Annotated in this window: 23 protein-coding genes, 3 pseudogenes and 1 riboswitch; of the genes and pseudogenes, 15 read left to right on the forward strand and 11 right to left on the reverse strand. The window is 62.4% G+C overall.

The window, feature by feature from the left end; translation table 11 throughout:
- Window positions 1–50: 50 nt before the first annotated feature.
- The 3 genes from GHK62_RS34815 to GHK62_RS06500 all read right to left on the reverse strand — a co-directional run bounded on the left by GHK62_RS34815 (window position 51) and on the right by GHK62_RS06500 (window position 1,079).
- Window positions 51–179: a hypothetical protein gene (locus GHK62_RS34815; protein WP_268833812.1), complete on the reverse strand. Its 129-nt coding sequence runs from the start codon at window positions 177–179 to the stop codon at window positions 51–53.
- A 194-nt stretch (window positions 180–373) separates the two neighbouring features.
- Complete coding sequence (locus tag GHK62_RS06495; protein ID WP_153437502.1) at window positions 374–553, reverse strand: hypothetical protein; 180 nt, start codon at window positions 551–553, stop codon at window positions 374–376.
- 364 nt (window positions 554–917) lie between these two features.
- Complete coding sequence (locus tag GHK62_RS06500) at window positions 918–1,079, reverse strand: Thivi_2564 family membrane protein (RefSeq protein WP_153437503.1); 162 nt, start codon at window positions 1,077–1,079, stop codon at window positions 918–920.
- A 247-nt stretch (window positions 1,080–1,326) separates the two neighbouring features.
- On the opposite strand from GHK62_RS06500, the pseudogene GHK62_RS06505 reads away from it, so the two are divergent.
- The 3 genes and pseudogenes from GHK62_RS06505 to GHK62_RS06515 all read left to right on the forward strand — a co-directional run.
- Window positions 1,327–2,675 (forward strand): annotated as a pseudogene (locus GHK62_RS06505) (portal protein); the annotation flags it as partial.
- A 134-nt stretch (window positions 2,676–2,809) separates the two neighbouring features.
- Window positions 2,810–3,109 (forward strand): annotated as a pseudogene (locus GHK62_RS06510) (M20/M25/M40 family metallo-hydrolase); the annotation flags it as partial.
- Window positions 3,110–3,168: 59 nt separating this feature from the next.
- A complete protein-coding gene (locus tag GHK62_RS06515; RefSeq protein ID WP_153437504.1) occupies window positions 3,169–3,441 on the forward strand; it encodes a hypothetical protein in 273 nt (90 codons plus the stop codon).
- Between the two features lie 79 nt (window positions 3,442–3,520).
- Here the strand turns inward: GHK62_RS06515 and GHK62_RS06520 are convergent, their stop codons facing one another.
- Window positions 3,521–4,330: a class I SAM-dependent methyltransferase gene (locus tag GHK62_RS06520; protein WP_153437505.1), complete on the reverse strand. Its 810-nt coding sequence runs from the start codon at window positions 4,328–4,330 to the stop codon at window positions 3,521–3,523.
- A 165-nt stretch (window positions 4,331–4,495) separates the two neighbouring features.
- On the opposite strand from GHK62_RS06520, the gene GHK62_RS06525 reads away from it, so the two are divergent.
- Complete coding sequence (locus GHK62_RS06525; RefSeq protein ID WP_153437506.1) at window positions 4,496–4,849, forward strand: hypothetical protein; 354 nt, start codon at window positions 4,496–4,498, stop codon at window positions 4,847–4,849.
- A gap of 11 nt (window positions 4,850–4,860) precedes the next feature.
- Here the strand turns inward: GHK62_RS06525 and GHK62_RS06530 are convergent, their stop codons facing one another.
- The gene (locus GHK62_RS06530; RefSeq protein ID WP_153437507.1) at window positions 4,861–5,160 is read right to left on the reverse strand and encodes a hypothetical protein; all 300 of its coding nucleotides are present in this window, start codon (window positions 5,158–5,160) and stop codon (window positions 4,861–4,863) included.
- A gap of 47 nt (window positions 5,161–5,207) precedes the next feature.
- On the opposite strand from GHK62_RS06530, the gene GHK62_RS06535 reads away from it, so the two are divergent.
- Complete coding sequence (locus tag GHK62_RS06535) at window positions 5,208–5,753, forward strand: hypothetical protein (protein ID WP_153437508.1); 546 nt, start codon at window positions 5,208–5,210, stop codon at window positions 5,751–5,753.
- Between the two features lie 32 nt (window positions 5,754–5,785).
- Here GHK62_RS06535 and GHK62_RS34120 read toward each other — a convergent pair.
- Window positions 5,786–6,082, reverse strand: a pseudogene (locus GHK62_RS34120) (HigA family addiction module antitoxin).
- Between the two features lie 131 nt (window positions 6,083–6,213).
- Between GHK62_RS34120 and GHK62_RS06540 the strand changes: the two are divergent.
- The 4 genes from GHK62_RS06540 to GHK62_RS06555 all read left to right on the forward strand — a co-directional run bounded on the left by GHK62_RS06540 (window position 6,214) and on the right by GHK62_RS06555 (window position 8,292).
- Window positions 6,214–7,044 carry a lysozyme family protein gene (locus GHK62_RS06540; RefSeq protein WP_153437509.1) on the forward strand — a complete coding sequence of 277 codons (831 nt, stop codon included), beginning with the start codon at window positions 6,214–6,216 and terminating at the stop codon, window positions 7,042–7,044.
- Between the two features lie 120 nt (window positions 7,045–7,164).
- The gene (locus GHK62_RS06545; RefSeq protein WP_153437576.1) at window positions 7,165–7,431 is read left to right on the forward strand and encodes a hypothetical protein; all 267 of its coding nucleotides are present in this window, start codon (window positions 7,165–7,167) and stop codon (window positions 7,429–7,431) included.
- Window positions 7,424–7,759 (forward strand): DUF1515 family protein, encoded by a 336-nt coding sequence (locus GHK62_RS06550; protein ID WP_153437510.1) that lies wholly within the window; start codon window positions 7,424–7,426, stop codon window positions 7,757–7,759. The genes GHK62_RS06545 and GHK62_RS06550 overlap by 8 nt, the downstream gene beginning before the upstream one ends.
- Before the next feature lie 284 nt (window positions 7,760–8,043).
- Window positions 8,044–8,292 carry a hypothetical protein gene (locus tag GHK62_RS06555; protein ID WP_153437511.1) on the forward strand — a complete coding sequence of 83 codons (249 nt, stop codon included), beginning with the start codon at window positions 8,044–8,046 and terminating at the stop codon, window positions 8,290–8,292.
- An 87-nt stretch (window positions 8,293–8,379) separates the two neighbouring features.
- Here GHK62_RS06555 and GHK62_RS06560 read toward each other — a convergent pair whose 3' ends face one another.
- The 4 genes from GHK62_RS06560 to GHK62_RS06575 form a co-directional block, all read right to left on the reverse strand.
- Entirely contained in the window at window positions 8,380–8,691 is a 312-nt protein-coding gene (locus GHK62_RS06560; RefSeq protein WP_234886795.1) for a hypothetical protein, read from the reverse strand.
- Window positions 8,692–8,859: 168 nt separating this feature from the next.
- Entirely contained in the window at window positions 8,860–9,135 is a 276-nt protein-coding gene (locus tag GHK62_RS06565; protein WP_153437512.1) for a hypothetical protein, read from the reverse strand.
- 37 nt (window positions 9,136–9,172) lie between these two features.
- Window positions 9,173–9,472, reverse strand: coding sequence for a hypothetical protein (locus tag GHK62_RS06570; protein ID WP_153437513.1), 300 nt, complete (start codon window positions 9,470–9,472; stop codon window positions 9,173–9,175).
- 66 nt (window positions 9,473–9,538) lie between these two features.
- Window positions 9,539–9,829 carry a hypothetical protein gene (locus GHK62_RS06575; RefSeq protein ID WP_153437514.1) on the reverse strand — a complete coding sequence of 97 codons (291 nt, stop codon included), beginning with the start codon at window positions 9,827–9,829 and terminating at the stop codon, window positions 9,539–9,541.
- 317 nt (window positions 9,830–10,146) lie between these two features.
- Between GHK62_RS06575 and GHK62_RS06580 the strand changes: the two genes are divergently transcribed.
- The 5 genes from GHK62_RS06580 to GHK62_RS06600 all read left to right on the forward strand — a co-directional run bounded on the left by GHK62_RS06580 (window position 10,147) and on the right by GHK62_RS06600 (window position 16,152).
- A complete protein-coding gene (locus tag GHK62_RS06580) occupies window positions 10,147–11,925 on the forward strand; it encodes an SLC13 family permease (protein WP_153437515.1) in 1,779 nt (592 codons plus the stop codon).
- A 322-nt stretch (window positions 11,926–12,247) separates the two neighbouring features.
- Window positions 12,248–12,460: riboswitch (cobalamin riboswitch) on the forward strand.
- 108 nt (window positions 12,461–12,568) lie between these two features.
- Window positions 12,569–12,979, forward strand: coding sequence for a DUF1636 family protein (locus GHK62_RS06585; RefSeq protein ID WP_153437516.1), 411 nt, complete (start codon window positions 12,569–12,571; stop codon window positions 12,977–12,979).
- Between the two features lie 40 nt (window positions 12,980–13,019).
- Window positions 13,020–13,898 (forward strand): ABC transporter ATP-binding protein, encoded by an 879-nt coding sequence (locus tag GHK62_RS06590; protein ID WP_167528169.1) that lies wholly within the window; start codon window positions 13,020–13,022, stop codon window positions 13,896–13,898.
- Complete coding sequence (locus GHK62_RS06595) at window positions 13,895–14,845, forward strand: ABC transporter substrate-binding protein (RefSeq protein WP_153437517.1); 951 nt, start codon at window positions 13,895–13,897, stop codon at window positions 14,843–14,845. The genes GHK62_RS06590 and GHK62_RS06595 overlap by 4 nt, the downstream gene beginning before the upstream one ends.
- Window positions 14,846–15,147: 302 nt before the next feature.
- Complete coding sequence (locus GHK62_RS06600) at window positions 15,148–16,152, forward strand: FecCD family ABC transporter permease (RefSeq protein WP_327791093.1); 1,005 nt, start codon at window positions 15,148–15,150, stop codon at window positions 16,150–16,152.
- Window positions 16,153–16,182: 30 nt separating this feature from the next.
- Here GHK62_RS06600 and GHK62_RS06605 read toward each other — a convergent pair whose 3' ends face one another.
- Window positions 16,183–16,740 (reverse strand): RBBP9/YdeN family alpha/beta hydrolase, encoded by a 558-nt coding sequence (locus GHK62_RS06605; protein WP_153437519.1) that lies wholly within the window; start codon window positions 16,738–16,740, stop codon window positions 16,183–16,185.
- 112 nt (window positions 16,741–16,852) lie between these two features.
- On the opposite strand from GHK62_RS06605, the gene GHK62_RS06610 reads away from it, so the two are divergent.
- Window positions 16,853–17,317, forward strand: a complete 465-nt coding sequence (locus GHK62_RS06610) for an Lrp/AsnC family transcriptional regulator (RefSeq protein WP_153437520.1) — start codon at window positions 16,853–16,855, stop codon at window positions 17,315–17,317.
- The last annotated feature ends 18 nt before the right edge of the window (window positions 17,318–17,335 follow it).

Raw genomic sequence — 17,335 nt, forward strand, 5'->3', positions numbered from 1 at the left:
ACCACGCAGTCCCGTACGGAAAACCACTCCGCACTTTTCCTGGGATTGCTCTAGTTGCTCGGAGCGATTGGCGGTGTACTCGGCGGCGCCACTGCTTCGGGATTGAACGCCAGGATACTCAGCACGAGAGCGATGAGGATGAGAATAAGCGCCAGGAAGGCGATGCCGCTCTTGTCCATTCCCCATCATGGGGAGCCGAATGTGAGAATTTCGAGGCATTCGGGAGCAGGCCCGACAAGTGCCTCGGTCTCTACGGCGCCACGCGTCCAACCAGACGCGCAATGGTCGCTGTAAAGCTTTGAGTTTCTGCATGATTTTGTCCTTAGATCGGTTCCGATCTTAAGGAATCATGCAGTAGCAGTCCCACTGCCCGCTATCGCATCTGGGTCTGGGCAGCCGGCAGGTAAACCCTGGCCGAGGCGTGCTCTTCGCTGGTCAGCGATCCTGCGAGTAAAAGATAAGCGGTTATGCCGAGCACAGACAGCACCAGAATGGCGACAGGCAGGCCGGACGAAGCGTGATATTCCGGCCCTCGGTAATCTTTTCCAACCATCGTAACGAACTCCACTCTATGCACATACGAGAACGTGCCATCGGTGCGACTGGTTCCTGCACGATGGTTGGTCAGCGATAACAAGGGTTGAGGCGTTGTAACGTGACAGCATTATACCATGCTCCTCAGCTTATGGCCGGTGATTACGGGTGATGGCAGTTTTCTGCCGCCGCTGGTTCACTGTCCGTTCGTAGCTATTTTTGGTGGCGGGCAAGCACGACCAACCAGCGTTTCGGTCGAGACCAGCCCGCTGGTTGGTCAGAAACGTTCAGGACGATGCTCGTCATTTCGAGCGCATTTTTCACAGCTCAACAAGCTATACAAATGCAGGCCCGAGGCGTGCCGATCGTGTCGAGGCGCACGATCAGAAGACCGCCAGATACCGCAGCAACGACAGGATGCCGATGATGATCACGATCGCTTGGACAATCTGTTTGGCACGCGCGTCCAACGGAAGCCGATTAACGAGATAAAGCACCAGGATGACGACCAGGAACGTGATCAAGATGCTGATGAGGATCGACATTGACGCGCACTCCCGACGAAAGCTTCCGATAAAAGCTTAACTATGGGAGGTTTTGCAGAAGGGAAGGCCTGCTACCGAAGATGGCATTCCGCTGCAAGATGACGGACTGCTAGCCGACGTTCAAATCGTCCGACACTTTCCTACCGCCATGCCACGAGCGGAAACGCATCTCTCTCCAATTCGCGCGAACTGGCCGACTGTCACCCAACAATTCAAAATCGAACTCCACGGCCCGAAAGGTTCTCCGATGGCTGCAATGACCGATGAACGGCTGGCCGCACTGGTCAGCCAACTGGTGAAGGACTGCGAAGACTATCGCGACACGCTCGGGGTCGATCGCATCAAGGCGATGGAATATTACGACGGCACGATGAAGGACGTGCCGGCCGACGCCAACCGCTCGAAAGTGGTTTCGCGCGATTGCCGCGCGGCGATCAAGAAGGTGCTGCCGTCGCTGATCCGGACCATCCTCGGCAACGACAAGGTGGTGGAATACGCGCCCGTCAACGAGGGCGACGAGGCGGCGGCGAGCCAAGCGACCGACTACATCAACTACGTCGTCTTTCCCGAAAGCGATGGCTATGACGCCGTGCAGGACGCGGCGCACGACGCCTTGAAGCTCCGCAACGGCGTGATCCGCTGGTGGTACGAGAACAAGGTGTCGATCGCGGTCTCGACCCATACTGGGCTCGACGAGGCGGCATTGGTGCAGCTCGTCGGCGACGACGCGGTGGAGGTGCTGGAGCAGTCGCAGACGATCGAGAAGATCCAGACACTCGAGGGTGTGATCGAGCAGCCGAGCTACAGCGTGAAGATCCGCCGCAAGGTGGAGCGAGGCACGCCGCGGCTGGCGGCGGTGCCGCTCGAAGAATTTCTGATCCATCCGGACGCGCTCTCGATCGAGGAGAGCCCGATCGCCGGCATTGCCACGCGCATGCGCCGTTCGGATCTCATTGCGATGGGGCATGACCGCGACCTGATCGAAGGCGTGCCGGCTTCGACCGGCGACAGTGGCGACGACGACGAGGAGTTCACCCGCCGGCGCGATGCCTTCGCGGCGCGCGATGCGGTGCCGAAAGCGCTGGAAGAGGTGGATTTGCGCAAGGCTTGCGGCGCGTTTTCAAGGGGCTGCTTCGCCTCGTCATCAAGCACCAGGATTGGCCGCGCGTCGTTAGGCTGCGCGGCCAATGGGTGAGTTTCGATCCGCGCCACTGGAACGCCGAGATGGACGCGACCGTCAATACCGGGCTCGGCGCCGGCACCCGCGAGCGCGATATCATGATGATCCAGATGATCCAGCAATTGCAGGAAAAGCTGTTGATGACGCTGGGACCTGACAATCCTTACGTCTCGCCGGACAATCTCTACAACGGCATCGCCAAATCCGTGGAGGCGGCGGGGCTGAAATCGCCCGACCTCTATTTCACCAAGCCTGCGCCTGAGGAGATTGAGCGGCGGATGCAGGCGAGCGCCGGCCAGCCGAACCCGGAAATGCAGAAGCTTCAGATGCGGGCCAAAGCAGATGCCGAGAAGGCGCAGCTTTCCGCGGAAAACGAGCGGCGGAAGCTGGAGATCGAGCGCGAGCTGAAGCTTGCCGAGATCCAGCAGAAGGGTGCTCTCAAGCGCTACCAGATTGACGCGGAGCTGAACCTGAAACGCCAGCAGAACGCCGCGGAAATGATGGGCGGCGAGCCGCTGTGCGCAACGAGACCGAGGCGTCAAGGCTTGACGCGACGATCAGCTACGAGGACGTGTTCCATCAGTGCAGCAATGCGGCGCCGGCCGTCGGGGAATTGAGGCGGGCGCTCAACGAGGAAGGCGTCAGCCACGATCGGGGCGCGGGCGCACTGCCGATGAAGGCATCGGAAGATTTCGGTCTCTTCGGCCGCGTTGCGCCGTCGGCGATGTTTTTCCTCGGCGCTGGGGAGAACCATCCGCGGTTGCACAATCCGGATTATGATTTTCCCGACGCGCTGATAGGCATCGGCGCCCGTGTCTTCATGCGCGCGATCCGCAACCTGGTAGGCTGACTGCCGGCGCGAAGAAGCGCTTCCCTGGCGGGCAGCGCCTGACGCGAGAGGGGGATGGAATGAGACACACTCTATGTAAGCTCGCCTTCTCCCTGGCACTCGCCGGGGCTTGGGCGACAGCCGTACTTTCTGCGGATTCCGGTGCGGCGCCGCAGCCCGACCAAACGGCAGCCGACAGCATGAAGGATTTCATCGCGGCCAATCCCGACTGCCTGGAGTTCAACGATCGGTGCTCCTTCTGCGCGGTGGTCAACGGCGTGGCCGAGTGCTCGACGCCGCAGATCGCCTGCGTGAAGCAGGAGAACCAGTGCACGAAGCGGGCGAGCAAATAGGCGGATGGCGTCTTTAGAACCCGCGAGTGAAAGAGGCGTCGTCCGACGAGTTGCGAGTGTGCGACAAGTCTTTATGCGCTCAAGGCGTCACGATCCCCTTCACGGCCCAAGCAACGGCTAGGTAGGACCGTGGACCGTCGACATCGCCGTCGAGGTAGGCAGAACGGACAGCATCGCGAAGCCTCACGCGTGCCCGCTCGTCGAGCGTCGCGACATATTCGGCACCCGGTCCATCCTTGCCAAGGTATGGCGCCCAGTAATCGTCGAAGGACGCGTACTCCATGCGGATGGCAAGCTCCGCCGTCTCAATGTTGGTGAGGCCGGCTTGACGCCAGGCCGACTCCAACTCGCCCGGCCGTGTCATGGGGCGGGTGCAGGCGCGCGCCCGAAGCAATCCAGCGGCGGGATCAAGCGCGGCTGCGGTATCCAAGAACACCCGACCGGCAACGAAGCCGCCGCGAGCGTCCCATACGGTGGCTGCAACCGTCGCTCCAGGTCGCGCGACACGGCGCATTTCTGCCACGGCTCGGTGCGGCTCGGAGACGAAGTGGAGCATCAGGAGCGACAGAACCCGGTCGAATGCCGCGTCAGGGAAAGGCAAAGCACATGCGTCGCCGACACGAAAGGAGATACGCGGATCTGAGTTTCTGTGCGTCGCATGTTCGATGTAGGGTGGCGCGTAGTCGATCCCGCATATAGCCGCCAGGTCGGAGCGCTCGGACAGCAGAAACGTCAAGCTGCCAGTGCCGCAGCCCACGTCCAGCACCCGTTCACCGCTCGAGATCCCCGCGAATGCCAGGAACGGAACAGCAAGCCGGCGGCTCCAACGCCCCATCTGCAGCTCGTAACCATTGCCCGTGCTGGCGTTGAAGGTCGATGCAGCCGTCATAGCACACTCCAGTAAGCCTTCCGGACCTTTACCAAACAGCCAGGCGTCCACCCCATCGGTGGGACGCTTGTGGAACGCCATTCTAAGCACAGCGACGAACCCCGTATCCGCCCGCTTCCGACACGCGGTGGGCGGCGCCGGGCGTCGCGCACCAAGGAGAGTTACATGTATCCATTCTTGATCAAGTTTGGACTGAAGCAGATCGGCGATAAATTGGGTAAGTCGATGTTCAACGACACCCTCAACCCGGATGAAGCCTATGCGGATCGCATAGCGAGAGACTTCGGCATCAATTGGCATGATGCCCGTGACGCGTACCAGCAGAATCCGGGGTTTTGGGAAAAGTCCTACAAGGGTGACCCAAACGACCCCCGCAACGCCCCGAAAATGGCGCCGGTCACGCGTACCTCCCGGCTGCTTGCCGCCCCTCCCGGTGCTCCGGAGGGAAGGGGGCTATGGGAGAAACTGTTTCCGGGACGCGTTTCCCTGAGACGAGCACAGGAAGACTGGCGCGAATAACCCTAGCGCGGTCAAAACCCGCGTGCATAGACGGCATAGGCCGTAAGGCAAAGCACCCAGAAGACCACAGCGGACCACTTGCCGGCGTCGCGGCTCATCTGATAGCGGCCGTCCTCCCGGCGCTTCAGTCCGAACCAGTTGAAGCCGGGTTCTTCAAGATAGAAATCGCCGACGACAATCCTGCCGAAGCTCAACAAAGGCACGACGATCCGCGCGGTTCCATAGAGAAAGAACTCGACGACGAGGAGTTCGAACAAATTGGTGATTGCGGAGAAAGCGGCATCGAGCGCGAAGAGTTTTTTCCTGCTCATGTTTCGTTTGCTTCCCGGTTGAGTGGAAAAGTGGGCGGGCTAGGAGGATGCACGAGGCTCGTCTTGCGTCAAAGGCCGCGCGTGAAGGAGACGTAGGCGAGAGCGCAAAGCACCCAGAAAACCACGGCGGCCAACTTGCTGACGTCGGAATTCATGAGGTAGCGGCCGTCCTCCCGGCGCTTCAGCCCAACCCAGTTGAAGCCGGAATCTTCAATGTAGAAATTGTCGACCACTACTTTGCCAAAGCTCAGCAGCGGCACGACGATCCGCGCGGTTTCGTAAAGGAAAAACTCGAAGATGAGGGCGCCGATACTGTTCAGGGCAAGCCAGAAGGACGTCGCACCGCTTCTCGATCGGATGGAAAAAACCGCGCGGAAAATGGGCTTTCTTCATATCGACTTAGCAGCCGTGAACGGCGCAAGCACATCAGAGCCAAGATTCGCAGGATCCTCGGATTTCCGCCTCGGAAAAGGAAACCGAAGGTCGACGGCCCGGCGTTTCCAACGATTATCGATGCGCTTCGGATCGAGGCTCAGGAGAGGCGACATCGTCTCGTCCAGCTGTATGAAGAACTGGTTTCGTTCGGCAGTTGATGACTGGCGGATTGCAGCCGAACGAACCTCAGCTAGGCCGCGACCTCGAGTTCCGGAATTTCGGCCAGTTCGTCCTCCAAAGCCGCGGCAGCAATTTTTCAAGTCATAGCTCGCCTGAAGGTTCAACCAGTATTCGGGAGTTGTGCGGAAGAATTTCCCGAGTCGCAGTGCCCTGTCTGCAGTGACAGCGGTTTATTCGGTTGCGAGGCGCTCGATCCGGGTGCGCGGAACCCTGAGCATTTTTGCCAGAGAGCCTGCACTCATAGTGGCACAAGAAACTCCTCCCGCAGGATTTCGCCCGGGTGGACCGGCGGCAAATTGGAACTCATGGCTTATCTCTCCGTGCTCGGAACACACCCTGCTCCTGAAGGAATGTATCACGCCACGATACATTCCTAAGGCATTGGGTGCCGTAGAATGTCTATGTCCCGTGTAGGGCGTTCCTAAAGGAAAAATCAAAATGAATAAAACCGTGCCTGCCGGCGCGGCGATTCTGCTCGACTTCATTCGGGAGACCGAGGTCGGACGGAAAGACCGCGCATCTTATGACGTGATCTATGCCAACAGGCAGAACAGGCTCAAGCAGCCGCTGACGACGATGAGCTTCGGCGATGTCGTCCACGCGCAGGAGGCGTGGTCGAAGAGCCATGGGTCGAGCGCCGCCGGCGCCTATCAGTTTATGCGGGCGACGCTTCTCGGGTTGGCGAAAGAAATCCCCTCGCTCGAGGGAACCGATGTCTTCACGCCGGATCTGCAGGACCGCCTTGGTTTTCACCTCCTGAAGCGCCGTGGTTATCAGGCCTTCGTAACCGGCGAATTGTCGCTCGTCGAATTCGGGAAGCGGCTGGCGCAGGAGTGGGCGTCGCTGCCGGTGCTGGCCGACACCAGGGGGAATCAGCAGCAGGTGAAGCGCGGGCAATCCTATTACGCCGGCGACGGGCTCAACAAGGTCCTGGTCAAGCCGGAGAAGGTCGAAGCTGTGCTGCGTGAGGTGCTGGCCGTCGCGCGTCGTCGCGTAGAGCCCGAAGGGCAAGCGGCCGTGCGGGCGGCACGGGAGAAAGCCGCGCCGGCATCGCACGCTGCGTCGAAGCGCAGGGCTGTCGCGAGATCCGGGCGCTTCTGGACCTGGCTGCTGACGGCCGGCGGCAGCCTCGTCACCGCGTTGAAGGAACTCAATCTCGTGACGCTCGACTGGCGGGTGCAACTCGCGATCCTCACCGTGATCGTCGGCTTTGCCGTCTACGCCATCTCCTCCATGCCGGTGGTGCGCGAGGCGCTGGGTCTCAAGTGACGATGTTCTGGGGAAGGATCCTTGCCGGCGGGCTCGTCCTCGCCGCCGCATTTTGGGCCGTGCTCGCCATCCGAGAGGAGGGGGCACAAGCAGTGAGACACGCAATCGAAAGGCAAAATGATGAAGCTGCAGACCGCGCTGACGCGAAGCGTCGCGCTTATGATGCCTGCCTTGCTTTTGGCGGGTTGTGGGATTTCGGGGCCGGCCGATGTGACGGGCCTGAGACGCGTCGTCGGCACTGATCTTGCCGGCGCCCGCGGTGCAACGCAGGCGGACCAACGGCGGATCGACCGCACCGTCGTCGGCCTGTGCGCCGCGGCAGTATGGGCGAAGGCCGAATGCGAAGGACATAGAGTGGTGGTGATGGGAGCGGGCGGCGATGATTGATGGGAGCGTTCACCAGCAGCTCGGGACGCTGATCGCCGAAGTGAAGAACCTGCGCGAGGATTTTCGGCGGACCGAAGACCGGGCGGACGCAAGCTTGGCCTCGACGGTCCGCCGCATGGACGAGCTTTTCGAGCGGGTGGGGACGCTTGAAGGGGCGATGTCGCTGACCAAGGAGGACATTGCCGATATGAAGCCGGTGACCGAGGACGTGCGCAAATGGAAGCTGATCGGAATGGGCGCGCTCGGCGTCATCGGCATCGGCGGCGCGGCACTCGGTGTGACCTTTGCGGACGCGGCGAAGCGCATGCTGATGTTGTTGCGCGGCTAGTCGGTGGGAATGCCGGTGATTCGCTTCGCCCCCGAATTGGGTGCAAGTGCGCTGCGTTTGGCGGCCGGCAGCGCCCGCCGTGGTCGCGGCGAGCCGGCCGGAATAGGAGAAATTTGGTAGTCCAGGTTGTGTTTCTGTCGAAACAATCGTTAACCGAGCCTGGCAGCTTAGCTCGGCTCGCGATGGCTGTGGATATCGAGCTCTCTATGTGTCGCTTTCATAAAATTCCATGGATGCGGTCAAAGCGATTGTGGTTACCTTTTCACCGGGGGAGGGCCACGGGGATGGTGACTGTCGCCGACATCAATCTGACATGGGTGCAGAAGCGGGCGGATGCCTATTGCGCCAAACTTGGTGACCACGAAATGGGCTTTGTCTTGAAGCGCCAGGCGCGCGGAGACTGGGCCTGGACGATCTGGCATTGCAACGGGACCGGCAGCGACGATTTCCGTCACGCCACCACGCTCGACGCGGCCCAGGCGCAAGTGCTGGCGGGCGTGAAGGACTGGTTCCGGCGGGCCGGATTCTCCTAAGACGACGGAACGTTCGCAGGTCAGGCGCGACCCGCTGCCTTCACCTGGAAGCGGCGGCCCGGTCCCGGCTGTTGTAGGCGTGCGCAATCAGTCGAAGTCGAAGAAATCATACCTGTAACGCCGGCTGACGAGGCGGAGCGAGCCGTCCGGCTCTACCACGTAGGTCTCATAGACCGTGCGCCCCGCGCGATCGTTGAACTGGTGCGGCACGATGCTGCCGACCGGCGCCCGCCTAAGCCCTGTCCGCGGCTTGCCGCCGTAGGTGATGCTGCCCGGTATCGGCTCCAGGTAGGGTGAATAGCCGAAGGTGACCGCGGTGGCCGTGCAGCCGCTCACGCTCGACGCGAGCAGCATGACGGACAGGACCGCGGGCGACATCGCTGGCAGGAGGGGCCTCATGGTGTTTTCTCATCGCTCGAAGTGAGGCTGAAGCGCCTTAAGCGTCGGCCGGTCGCAAACAACGCGTTTTAAATGTGCAGGGTTCCGTGCCGCGTCCTTGGACTACCCATGCCCCAGCCGCCGGCCGCCGAACAGCACGTGATGTCCGGCGACATTGCTTTTGCCATCCTAGCGGCGAGAGTGCCTCGTGATAAAGTCATAATCTATGTGGCGGCGGATCAGCTTCAGCGAGCGGTCCGGTTGGATCACATAGGTTTCCCGGGCCAGTCCGCCTTGAGTGAAGAACTGGTGCGGCACGATGCTGCCGACCGGCGCCTTGGTGAGTTTCGTGCGTGGCTGGCCGCCATAGGTGATGCTGCCGGGGATCGGCTCCAGCTCCGGCGCGGTGGTGGTGCAGGCCGCAAGAAGGAGCGCGGCTGCGCAGGCGATCGAGCCAAGTTTCATCGTGGCGCCCCTCGGTAATGCCTTGGCGTACCGGACATCAACGGTCCATGTCGCCGAAGATATCGTAGTCGATGCGACGGCCGACAAGCCGCAGCGAGCGGTCGGGTTCGATCACATAGGTCTCGTAGACCTTGTGGCCGAAACTATCGAAGAACTGATGCGGCACGATGCTGCCGACCGGCGCCTTGGTCAGCCTCGTGCGCGGTTGGCCGCCATAGGTGATGCTGCCGGGGATGGGCTCGAGATAGCGTCCGTAGCCGACCGACGGCGGCCGAGCGGTAGTCGAGCAGGCGCACAGCAGAAGGGCGGCAAAAAGGGTGGGCAAGGCATCTTTCATGGCGATACTCTCATTCCATTTGTGAGAAACGGCGCGGAGAAACCGTGCGCGGTTTCCTTATCCCACTTACCGGTCGGTCATAAGATCATAGTCGATACGGCGGCTTATAAGCCGCAGAGAGCGGTCGGGCTCGATAACGTAAGTTTCGGAGACCTGGCGGCCGAAACTGTCGCGGAACCGGTGCGGCACGATGCTGCCGACGGGCGCCTTGGTCAGCCTCGTGCGGGGCTGGCCGCCATAGGTGATGCTGCCCGGAATGGGTTCGAGATTGCGCGAGTAGCCAACTGAGGGCGGGGCGGTGGAAGCACAGGCGGCGAGCAGGAGACCCGCGCAAATGGCGGGCAGGGCGGTCTTCATGGCTGCGTTTTCCTTGGCTCCGGCGATTGCGCCCCCTCCGTTGCGCGAAGGCCCGTTGGTACACGCTAAACTGGCTGCGACATCATATTCCTTCTTCAACAACGGTCAAAGGAACCAACGAGTTTCGGTTGAGTTTCTGGTAATCCACAGCGCTGCGACATGAATCTGTCGGTATTTCAGTTGCATTCGATAGACGCTTTGGACGATGTAGTGGATCAGACTCGCCGCTGCGTGTTTTTATTCCTTCAGTCGATTTCGGTTTGGGGGGAAATGCAGTAGAGGCTTTCGTACGATCCGCGTTGCTTCAGGTACAGCTCATGACCGCCGAACAGTCGCTTTCGTTTCTCGTAATCGGCGCCATGATGGCCTTTTTCATCTGGGACCGTTTCCGCTACGACCTCATTGCCTGTTCGGCGCTGATGCTCTCGGTCGCGGTCGGCATCGTTCCCTTCGACCGCGCCTTTACAGGCTTCAGCGATGATATCGTCATCATCGTCGGCAGCGCGCTGATCGTCAGCGCCGGTGTTGCCCGCTCCGGCGTGGTCGATGCGGCGATACAGCGCTTCCTGCCGGACCTGACCTCGGTAAGGGCGCAGCTTGCGCTTCTTGTCGTGACCGTCACGATGCTTTCCGCCTTCATCAAGAATATCGGCGCGCTGGCGATCATGATCCCGGTCGCTTTCCAGTTCGCCCGGCGGTCGGGCGTCCAGCCCTCGGTCTTCCTGATGCCGATGGCCTTCGGTTCGCTGATCGGCGGGCTGATGACCCAGGTCGGCACCTCGCCCAATGTGGTCGTGTCGAGGATGCGGCAGGACCTGACCGGCGAGAGCTTCAGCATGTTCGACTTTACCCCGGTCGGCGCCTCGCTGGCCGTGGTCGGCGCGGTGTTCCTGCTTTTCGCCTATCGCCTGGTGCCGGAGCGCAAAAGCCAGCAGGTTTCCGTCAACCAGGCGATCGAGATCACCGACTATACCTCTGAAGCGGTCGTAGCGAACGGTTCGCCGATGATCGGCAAGCCGCTCGGCAACCTCGTCAAACTCGGCGACGGCGGTGCGGTCGTCCTCGCCATCTTCCGCCGCGGCACGCATCTGGCGCCGCTGCCGGACGCCATCATCGAGGCCGACGATATCCTGCTGCTCGAAGGCGGGCCGGCGGCGCTCGACCGTATCGTCTCCCAGGCGAAGCTCAAGATTTCCGGCGACAGGTCGCCCACGGCCAACAACGGCAAGACGCCGGCCGACATCGAGGCGATCGAGGCGGTGATCGCCAGCGGCTCTCCGCTCATCGGCATGTCTGCGCAGCGGCTTGCGCTCTTCAACAATCACAACATCAACCTGCTTGCCGTCAGCCGCCAGGGCGAGCGGCTGAAGCAGCGACTCGGCAGCATCCGGCTGCGGGCCGGCGACATTGTCGTGCTGCAGGGGACACGGCGCGACCTGCCGCCGTTCCTGCAGGAATTCGGCTGCCTGCCGCTCGCCCAGCGGGAAATCCTGCTCGGTACCATCCGACGCGCGACGGTGCCGCTGCTCGTTCTCGCAGCCGCCATGGGGGCAACGGCGATCGGAGTCGTGCCTGTGCCGGTCGCCTTCTTCGCGGCGGCGCTCGCCATGGTGATCTTCCGCGTCATCCCGCTGCGCGACGTCTACCGTGCGGTCGACGGGCCGATCCTCGTCATGCTGGCGGCGCTGATCCCGGTCAGCGACACGTTGCGCACCACCGGTGGGTCGGACCTTATCGCCGGCTGGCTGAGCGGCATCGCTGCCGGCCTGCCGCCCGCGGGCGCACTTGCGCTCATCCTCATCGCCGCAATGGCGGTCACGCCCTTCCTCAACAATGCCGCCACGGTGCTCGTCATGGCACCGATCGCCGCGAGTTTTGCCGCGGCGCTCGGCTACAAGCCGGATGCCTTTCTGATGGCGGTGGCGATCGGCGCAGGCTCAGATTTCCTCACCCCGATCGGCCACCAGTGCAACACGCTGGTCATGGGGCCGGGCGGCTACCGCTTCAGCGACTACCCGCGCCTCGGTCTGCCGCTTTCGATCGTCATTGTGCTCGTCGCCGTGCCGATGCTGATGTGGGTCTGGCCGCTGCGCTGAGCGCATTGACGATACCGGGACCGCGCCGGGTCCTTCAGACAGTTCCTTATGTACCAGTTGGCGATCTCGCCACCTGCGCCTCGTTTCCCACCTGACTGCAAAATGCTCTAGCGCTGGGAATGCTCTGGTGCGTCGGCTGTCCTCTGCGAAGGCGTGCGTTGCTGGTTCACAGTCAATGACAACGGCAAATTAACGCCCATGGCGAATTTTCTGTCTTGTGCGATGTTATGTTATTAAGTAACAGAACGGCTAGCCTCAACGGGATACCACCCATGATATGTCCTTTCGCCATCCATCCCCGGTTGCCTCGCGCCGCGATTCGTGCCACCAAGGCGGCGATGGTGCTGCTTTCCTGACCCGGAAGCGGCTGAAAAGGGAACACGGTGAGGACGACCCAGGAGGGGCCGAAACCGTGGCTGCCCCCGCAACTGTGAGCGGAAAGCGCATTCACACCATGTCACTGGCGAAAAGCCGGGAAGACGTGGATGCGCGGCGACCCGCGAGCCAGGAGACCTGCCATCGAACCGATCAACCACAACGGACGGGGTGTTCCGATGGAAAAGAACTGGCTTCTGCTTGGCGGGCAACCGTCTCCTTGCATCTTCGCCATTTTCTCTCCGGCCCAGCCCGGCGGAGACAAGCCATGGCGAATTCAGACTTCCGACAGCACAAGATAACTCTCTGCACCGATTGCCGCTTCCCCGGGGGCCCATGCCGTCCCGGCACCGAGCTGCTCGCTCAGTTGAACCACAGCGTTTCCGCGCTTGGCCGGCCGCTCGACCGGGATTTTTCGATCGCCGGCACAGTTGCGATGGCGGCCTGCACGCGGCCTTGCACCATCGCCTTCCAGGCGACCGCCAGGGCGACCTATCTCTTCGGCGACATCTCGCCGGAGGAAGACATCGACGATCTTGTCAGCTTCGCCGCCGCCTATGCCGAAGGCCAGGCGTTTGACCCCTTTCCGCGTCCCGCCTTGAGCCTGACGGGCAAGGGCCTTGCGCGCATTCCGGCGGCAGTCCTCGTTTCCGAGGAGACGGCGGGGTGGCTGCAGTGAGTGCGGGGAGGGCATTTTCATAAGCGATGAATTCAGTAGTTTGCAGCGAAAAGCGGGCGAAGAATCGCTTCATGCTTTTCTTCAGACCGGCGCGGGCGCCAGCCTCAGCGTCGAAAAACTGGAGTGGGGGCCGCGCCCCGGCCTTCGGCTTGTCCGCGATATCGGCTTTTCGATCGCGCCTGGCAGCCGACTCGCGATTATCGGCCCGAACGGCGCCGGCAAGACCTCGCTCTTGCGCTGCCTCTACCGCGCGGTTGAACCGACTGCCGGCCGTATCGGGATCGACGGCGTGAACCTCTGGGCGATGAGTGCGCGCGAGGCGGCAAGAACGATTGCCGTTGTCTTGCAGGAAATGCCGGGCGATTTCCCTTTCAGCGTCCGTGACGTCGTGATGATGGGGCGGATCCCGCGCCGGGAGGGGATCAGCGGCTGGAGCGATCGCGACCGTGAGCGGGTGGCGCAAGCGCTCGAGCATCTCGACCTTACCCATCTCGCGCCCCGCCAATTCGCCACGCTTTCGGGCGGCGAGAAGCAGCGGGTGCTCATTGCCCGGGCGCTTGCCCAGGAACCGAAGATCATCATCCTCGACGAGCCGACCAACCACCTCGACATCCGCCATCAGCTCGAAATTCTCGACCTGTTGCAGACGCTGAAGCTGACAATCGTTACGACGCTGCACGACATCAATCTCGCGGCCGAATTCGCGACCGATGTCGCGATCCTGACAGAGGGGCGGCTTGCCGCCTTCGGCCCGCCGGAGACCGTATTGAAGCCCGCGGCGCTTTCGGCCGCCTTCGGCGTCCATGCCACCGCGCATGGCGATGCCGCGGGCCATGTTTCCCGCTTTTCCTTCGCGCTCTCGCAGCCCGACGCAATGCCCGTCGCGCGATCTTCCCGTTCCACAGGAGCCATCCGATGAACAAACTTCTTTTCGCCGCCGGCGTGCTTGTCCTCGCCGCCGTGCCTGCGCTCGCTCATCCCGTCACCGTCAAGAGCTGCAACCGCGAGGTCGCTTTCGACGCGGCGCCGCAGCGTGCGGTCTCCAACGACGTCAATCTCACGGAGATGATGCTGGCCTTGAAGCTGCAGGATCGCATGGTCGGTTACACCGGCGTTTCCGGCTGGAAGACGCTGGACGAGCGTCTGCGCGAGGGTATCAGGGAGCTGCCGGAGCTTGCGGAAAAATATCCGACGAAGGAGGTGCTGCTGAACGCCGACGCCGATTTTTACTTCGCCGGCTGGAACTACGGCATGAAGGTTGGCGGCGACGTGACACCGGAGACGCTCGCGCCCTTTGGCATCAAGGTCTACGAACTCACAGAAAGCTGCGTCCACATCATGGCGAAGGGCAAGCCGACGATGGAGGACATGTTTGTCGACCTCCTGAACCTCGGCCGCATCTTCGGCGTCGAGGACAGGGCGGAAGCGCTGGTTGCCGGCTATCGCGGCGAGCTCGCCGAGATCACGGCCAGGATCAAGGGCGCCGAGCGGCGGCCGGCGCGTGTCTTCGTCTACGATTCCGGCGAGGAAAAGCCCTTCACCTCCGGGCGTTACGGCATCCCGACCGCGATGATCGAGGCAGCCGGCGGCGTCAACATCATGGACGACGTCGAGAAGAGCTGGACGGAGATCTCCTGGGAGCCGGTGATCGACCGCAATCCGGAAGTGGTTGTCATCGTCAACTACGGCGAGGTGACCGCGGAGCAGAAGATCGCCTTCATGAAAAACAATCGGGCCTTCAAGAACGTGGACGCGGTGAAAAACGACCGCTTCGTCGTGCTCGACTATGTCGAGGCGACGCCGGGCCCTCGCAATATCGAGGCGATCCGTCGGCTGGCGGAGAGTTTTCATGCCGAGGCGATGTGAGGGGCCGTGGCGTGTGCAAAAACCAGCCTCAATCGCTGGACGGTTCTCGGCGGCGCGATCTCACTCAGCCAGGGCCCCAGCTTGGCTCATTTCTGCGCTCGTCACAGGAACCTAGCAGCGCCGCGTCGGTGGCGCGGGGAAGATCCTGGCAGCTCATTGAGCGCGCACCGTTATTTACGGAGAGCGACAGACGATGCAATCGCATGAAGAAGGGCTGGCAACCCTATGATTCTCAACGATGATGCCGCATCTGGCTGCATCATCCTCTCCACTCCGAGATACCCGTAAAAGCTCCAACCGACGTGAAAACCGCACTCTTCATCCTCGCGGCGCTGCTTCTGCTCTGCCTGACCGTCACCGCCGGCGTTTCGCTTGGTTCGGCGCCGATCCCGGTCGAGACCGTCTGGTCGATTATTGCTTCCAAGATCGTGCCGGGCAGCGTCGAGGTGCTATGGTCGACCGGCCGCGAAAGCATCGTCTGGGATGTGCGTCTGCCGCGGGTGGCGCTCGCCGGGCTCGTTGGCGCCGGGCTTGCCGTCACCGGCGCAGTACTGCAATCGGTGACGCGTAATCCGCTTGCCGACCCGCATCTGCTCGGAGTTTCGGCCGGCGGGGCGCTCGGCGCGATCGTCGCGCTGCTCCACACCGGCCTTATCCTCGGCCTCGCGACGGTCCCATTGTTCGCCTTCGGCGGCGCGCTCGGCGCCACGGCACTGGTGGCGCTCGTCACCCGCGTACTCGGCACCGGTGCCGATCGCCTCGTGCTTTCCGGGGTCGCGGTCGCCTTCACGCTCACGGCGGCCGGCAATCTCCTGATTTTTCTCGGCGATCCGCGTGCCGTTCACACCGTCATCTTTTGGATGCTCGGCGGTCTCGGCCTCGCGCAGTGGCCGCATCTCGTCTATCCGGCGCTGGCGCTCGCCGTCTGCCTTGGCTGGCTCACCATCCGGGCGCGCGAGATCAACGCGCTTGCCATGGGCGACGAGACGGCGATGACGCTCGGCATTCCGGTGCGCCGCTTCCGCCTGATGCTTTTCGTCGTCACCGCGCTGCTTACCGGCGTCATGGTGGCATTCTCCGGCGCGATCGGCTTCGTCGGGCTGATGATCCCCCATTTCGTCCGCCTCTTCGCCGGCAGCGACAATGTCCGCGTCGTCCCGCTGTCGGCCTTTGCCGGCGCACTTACCCTGATCATTGCCGACCTCGTTTCCCGCGTCGTCATGGCGCCCGAGGACATGCCGATCGGCGTCGTCACCGGCCTTGCCGGCGGCCTCGCTTTCATCGCCATCCTCAAGCGGCAGGGGTAAGGTGCGTTGTCAGCGTAGGAGGTTGGTTTCTCACATCTTCGGCTGCGCCATCTTCGCGGATTCCGTGGCAAACGACGTCAGCAGGCCAAAGCCCTCCGTCCAGTTACCCAGCCCGCTTTCACCATTGATGTGGCCGCATGCGCCGATTTCGGCGAGGCGACTTTGCCATTGGCGGGCGCGGAGGCGGGCGTAGTCGAGGCTGCCGTAGGGGTCGTCGGCGCTGGCGACGATGAGGGAGGGGAAACGAAGCGCTTCCGTCGGCGGGTTCGCGAAGCTCTTCGCCTCGTTGGGGAAGGCGGCTCCTTGCGGATCGGGGACCGCCACGAGGAATGCGCCGGTGACCGGCAGCGCGGAAACCTGCTGCCAGTGCGCGACGAGGAGGCAGGCGAGGCTGTGCGCCACGAGGATCGGCGGCTTAGGCGCCGCGGCGACCGAGCGCTCCAGCGCGGAAATCCAGTCTGTTAGATCAGGCTTTTCCCAGTTCGTTGGCTGGAAGCGCTCCATTCGCGGATCTTCTTTCTCCCAGAGCGTCTGCCAGTGGGCCTCGCCGGAGCCGCCGATCCCCGGCAGGATGATGATGCTCGTCATGATTTCTCCTATGGTTGTGCAGAGCGAGGATGACGGCTTTCCTTTTCGGCGGGAATGCAGAACTATCGGAAAACAGCTCCGATTTCCGATGAATTGAAGGCCGGTTATCACTTTGGAAAATCATCGCATCCTCGATCCAACCGACATCGCCATCCTCGAAACGCTGCAGGAGGACGGGCGCATCGCGATCTCGGAACTCGGGCGCCGGGTGGGTCTCTCCCAGCCGGCAACGTCCGAGCGCGTCAGGCGGCTGGAAGAGCGCGGCTTCATTCTCGGCTACGGCGCCCGCGTCGATGCCGTTGCGCTCGGACTGGGCATGATGGCGGTCATCCGGCTGCGCACGACGCATGAAAACATCCGGCCCTGTCTCAAGCAGTTTGCCGAGATGCCGCACATCGTGGAAGTGCTGCGGCTCACCGGGGAGGATTGTTTTCTGCTGAAGGTGCTCGTTCCGTCGCCTGGAGAACTGGAAACGATTGTCGACTCGATCGCGAGATTCGGGGCGGTGACGACCTCGCTGGTGCTGCGCGCGGAGCCGCCGAAACCCATCGGGCGACCGCTGCTCCAGCGGCGCTGAGCCGAGAGTGCGCAGGTC

This window comes from Sinorhizobium terangae, from assembly GCF_009601505.1.
Classification (GTDB): domain Bacteria; phylum Pseudomonadota; class Alphaproteobacteria; order Rhizobiales; family Rhizobiaceae; genus Sinorhizobium; species Sinorhizobium terangae.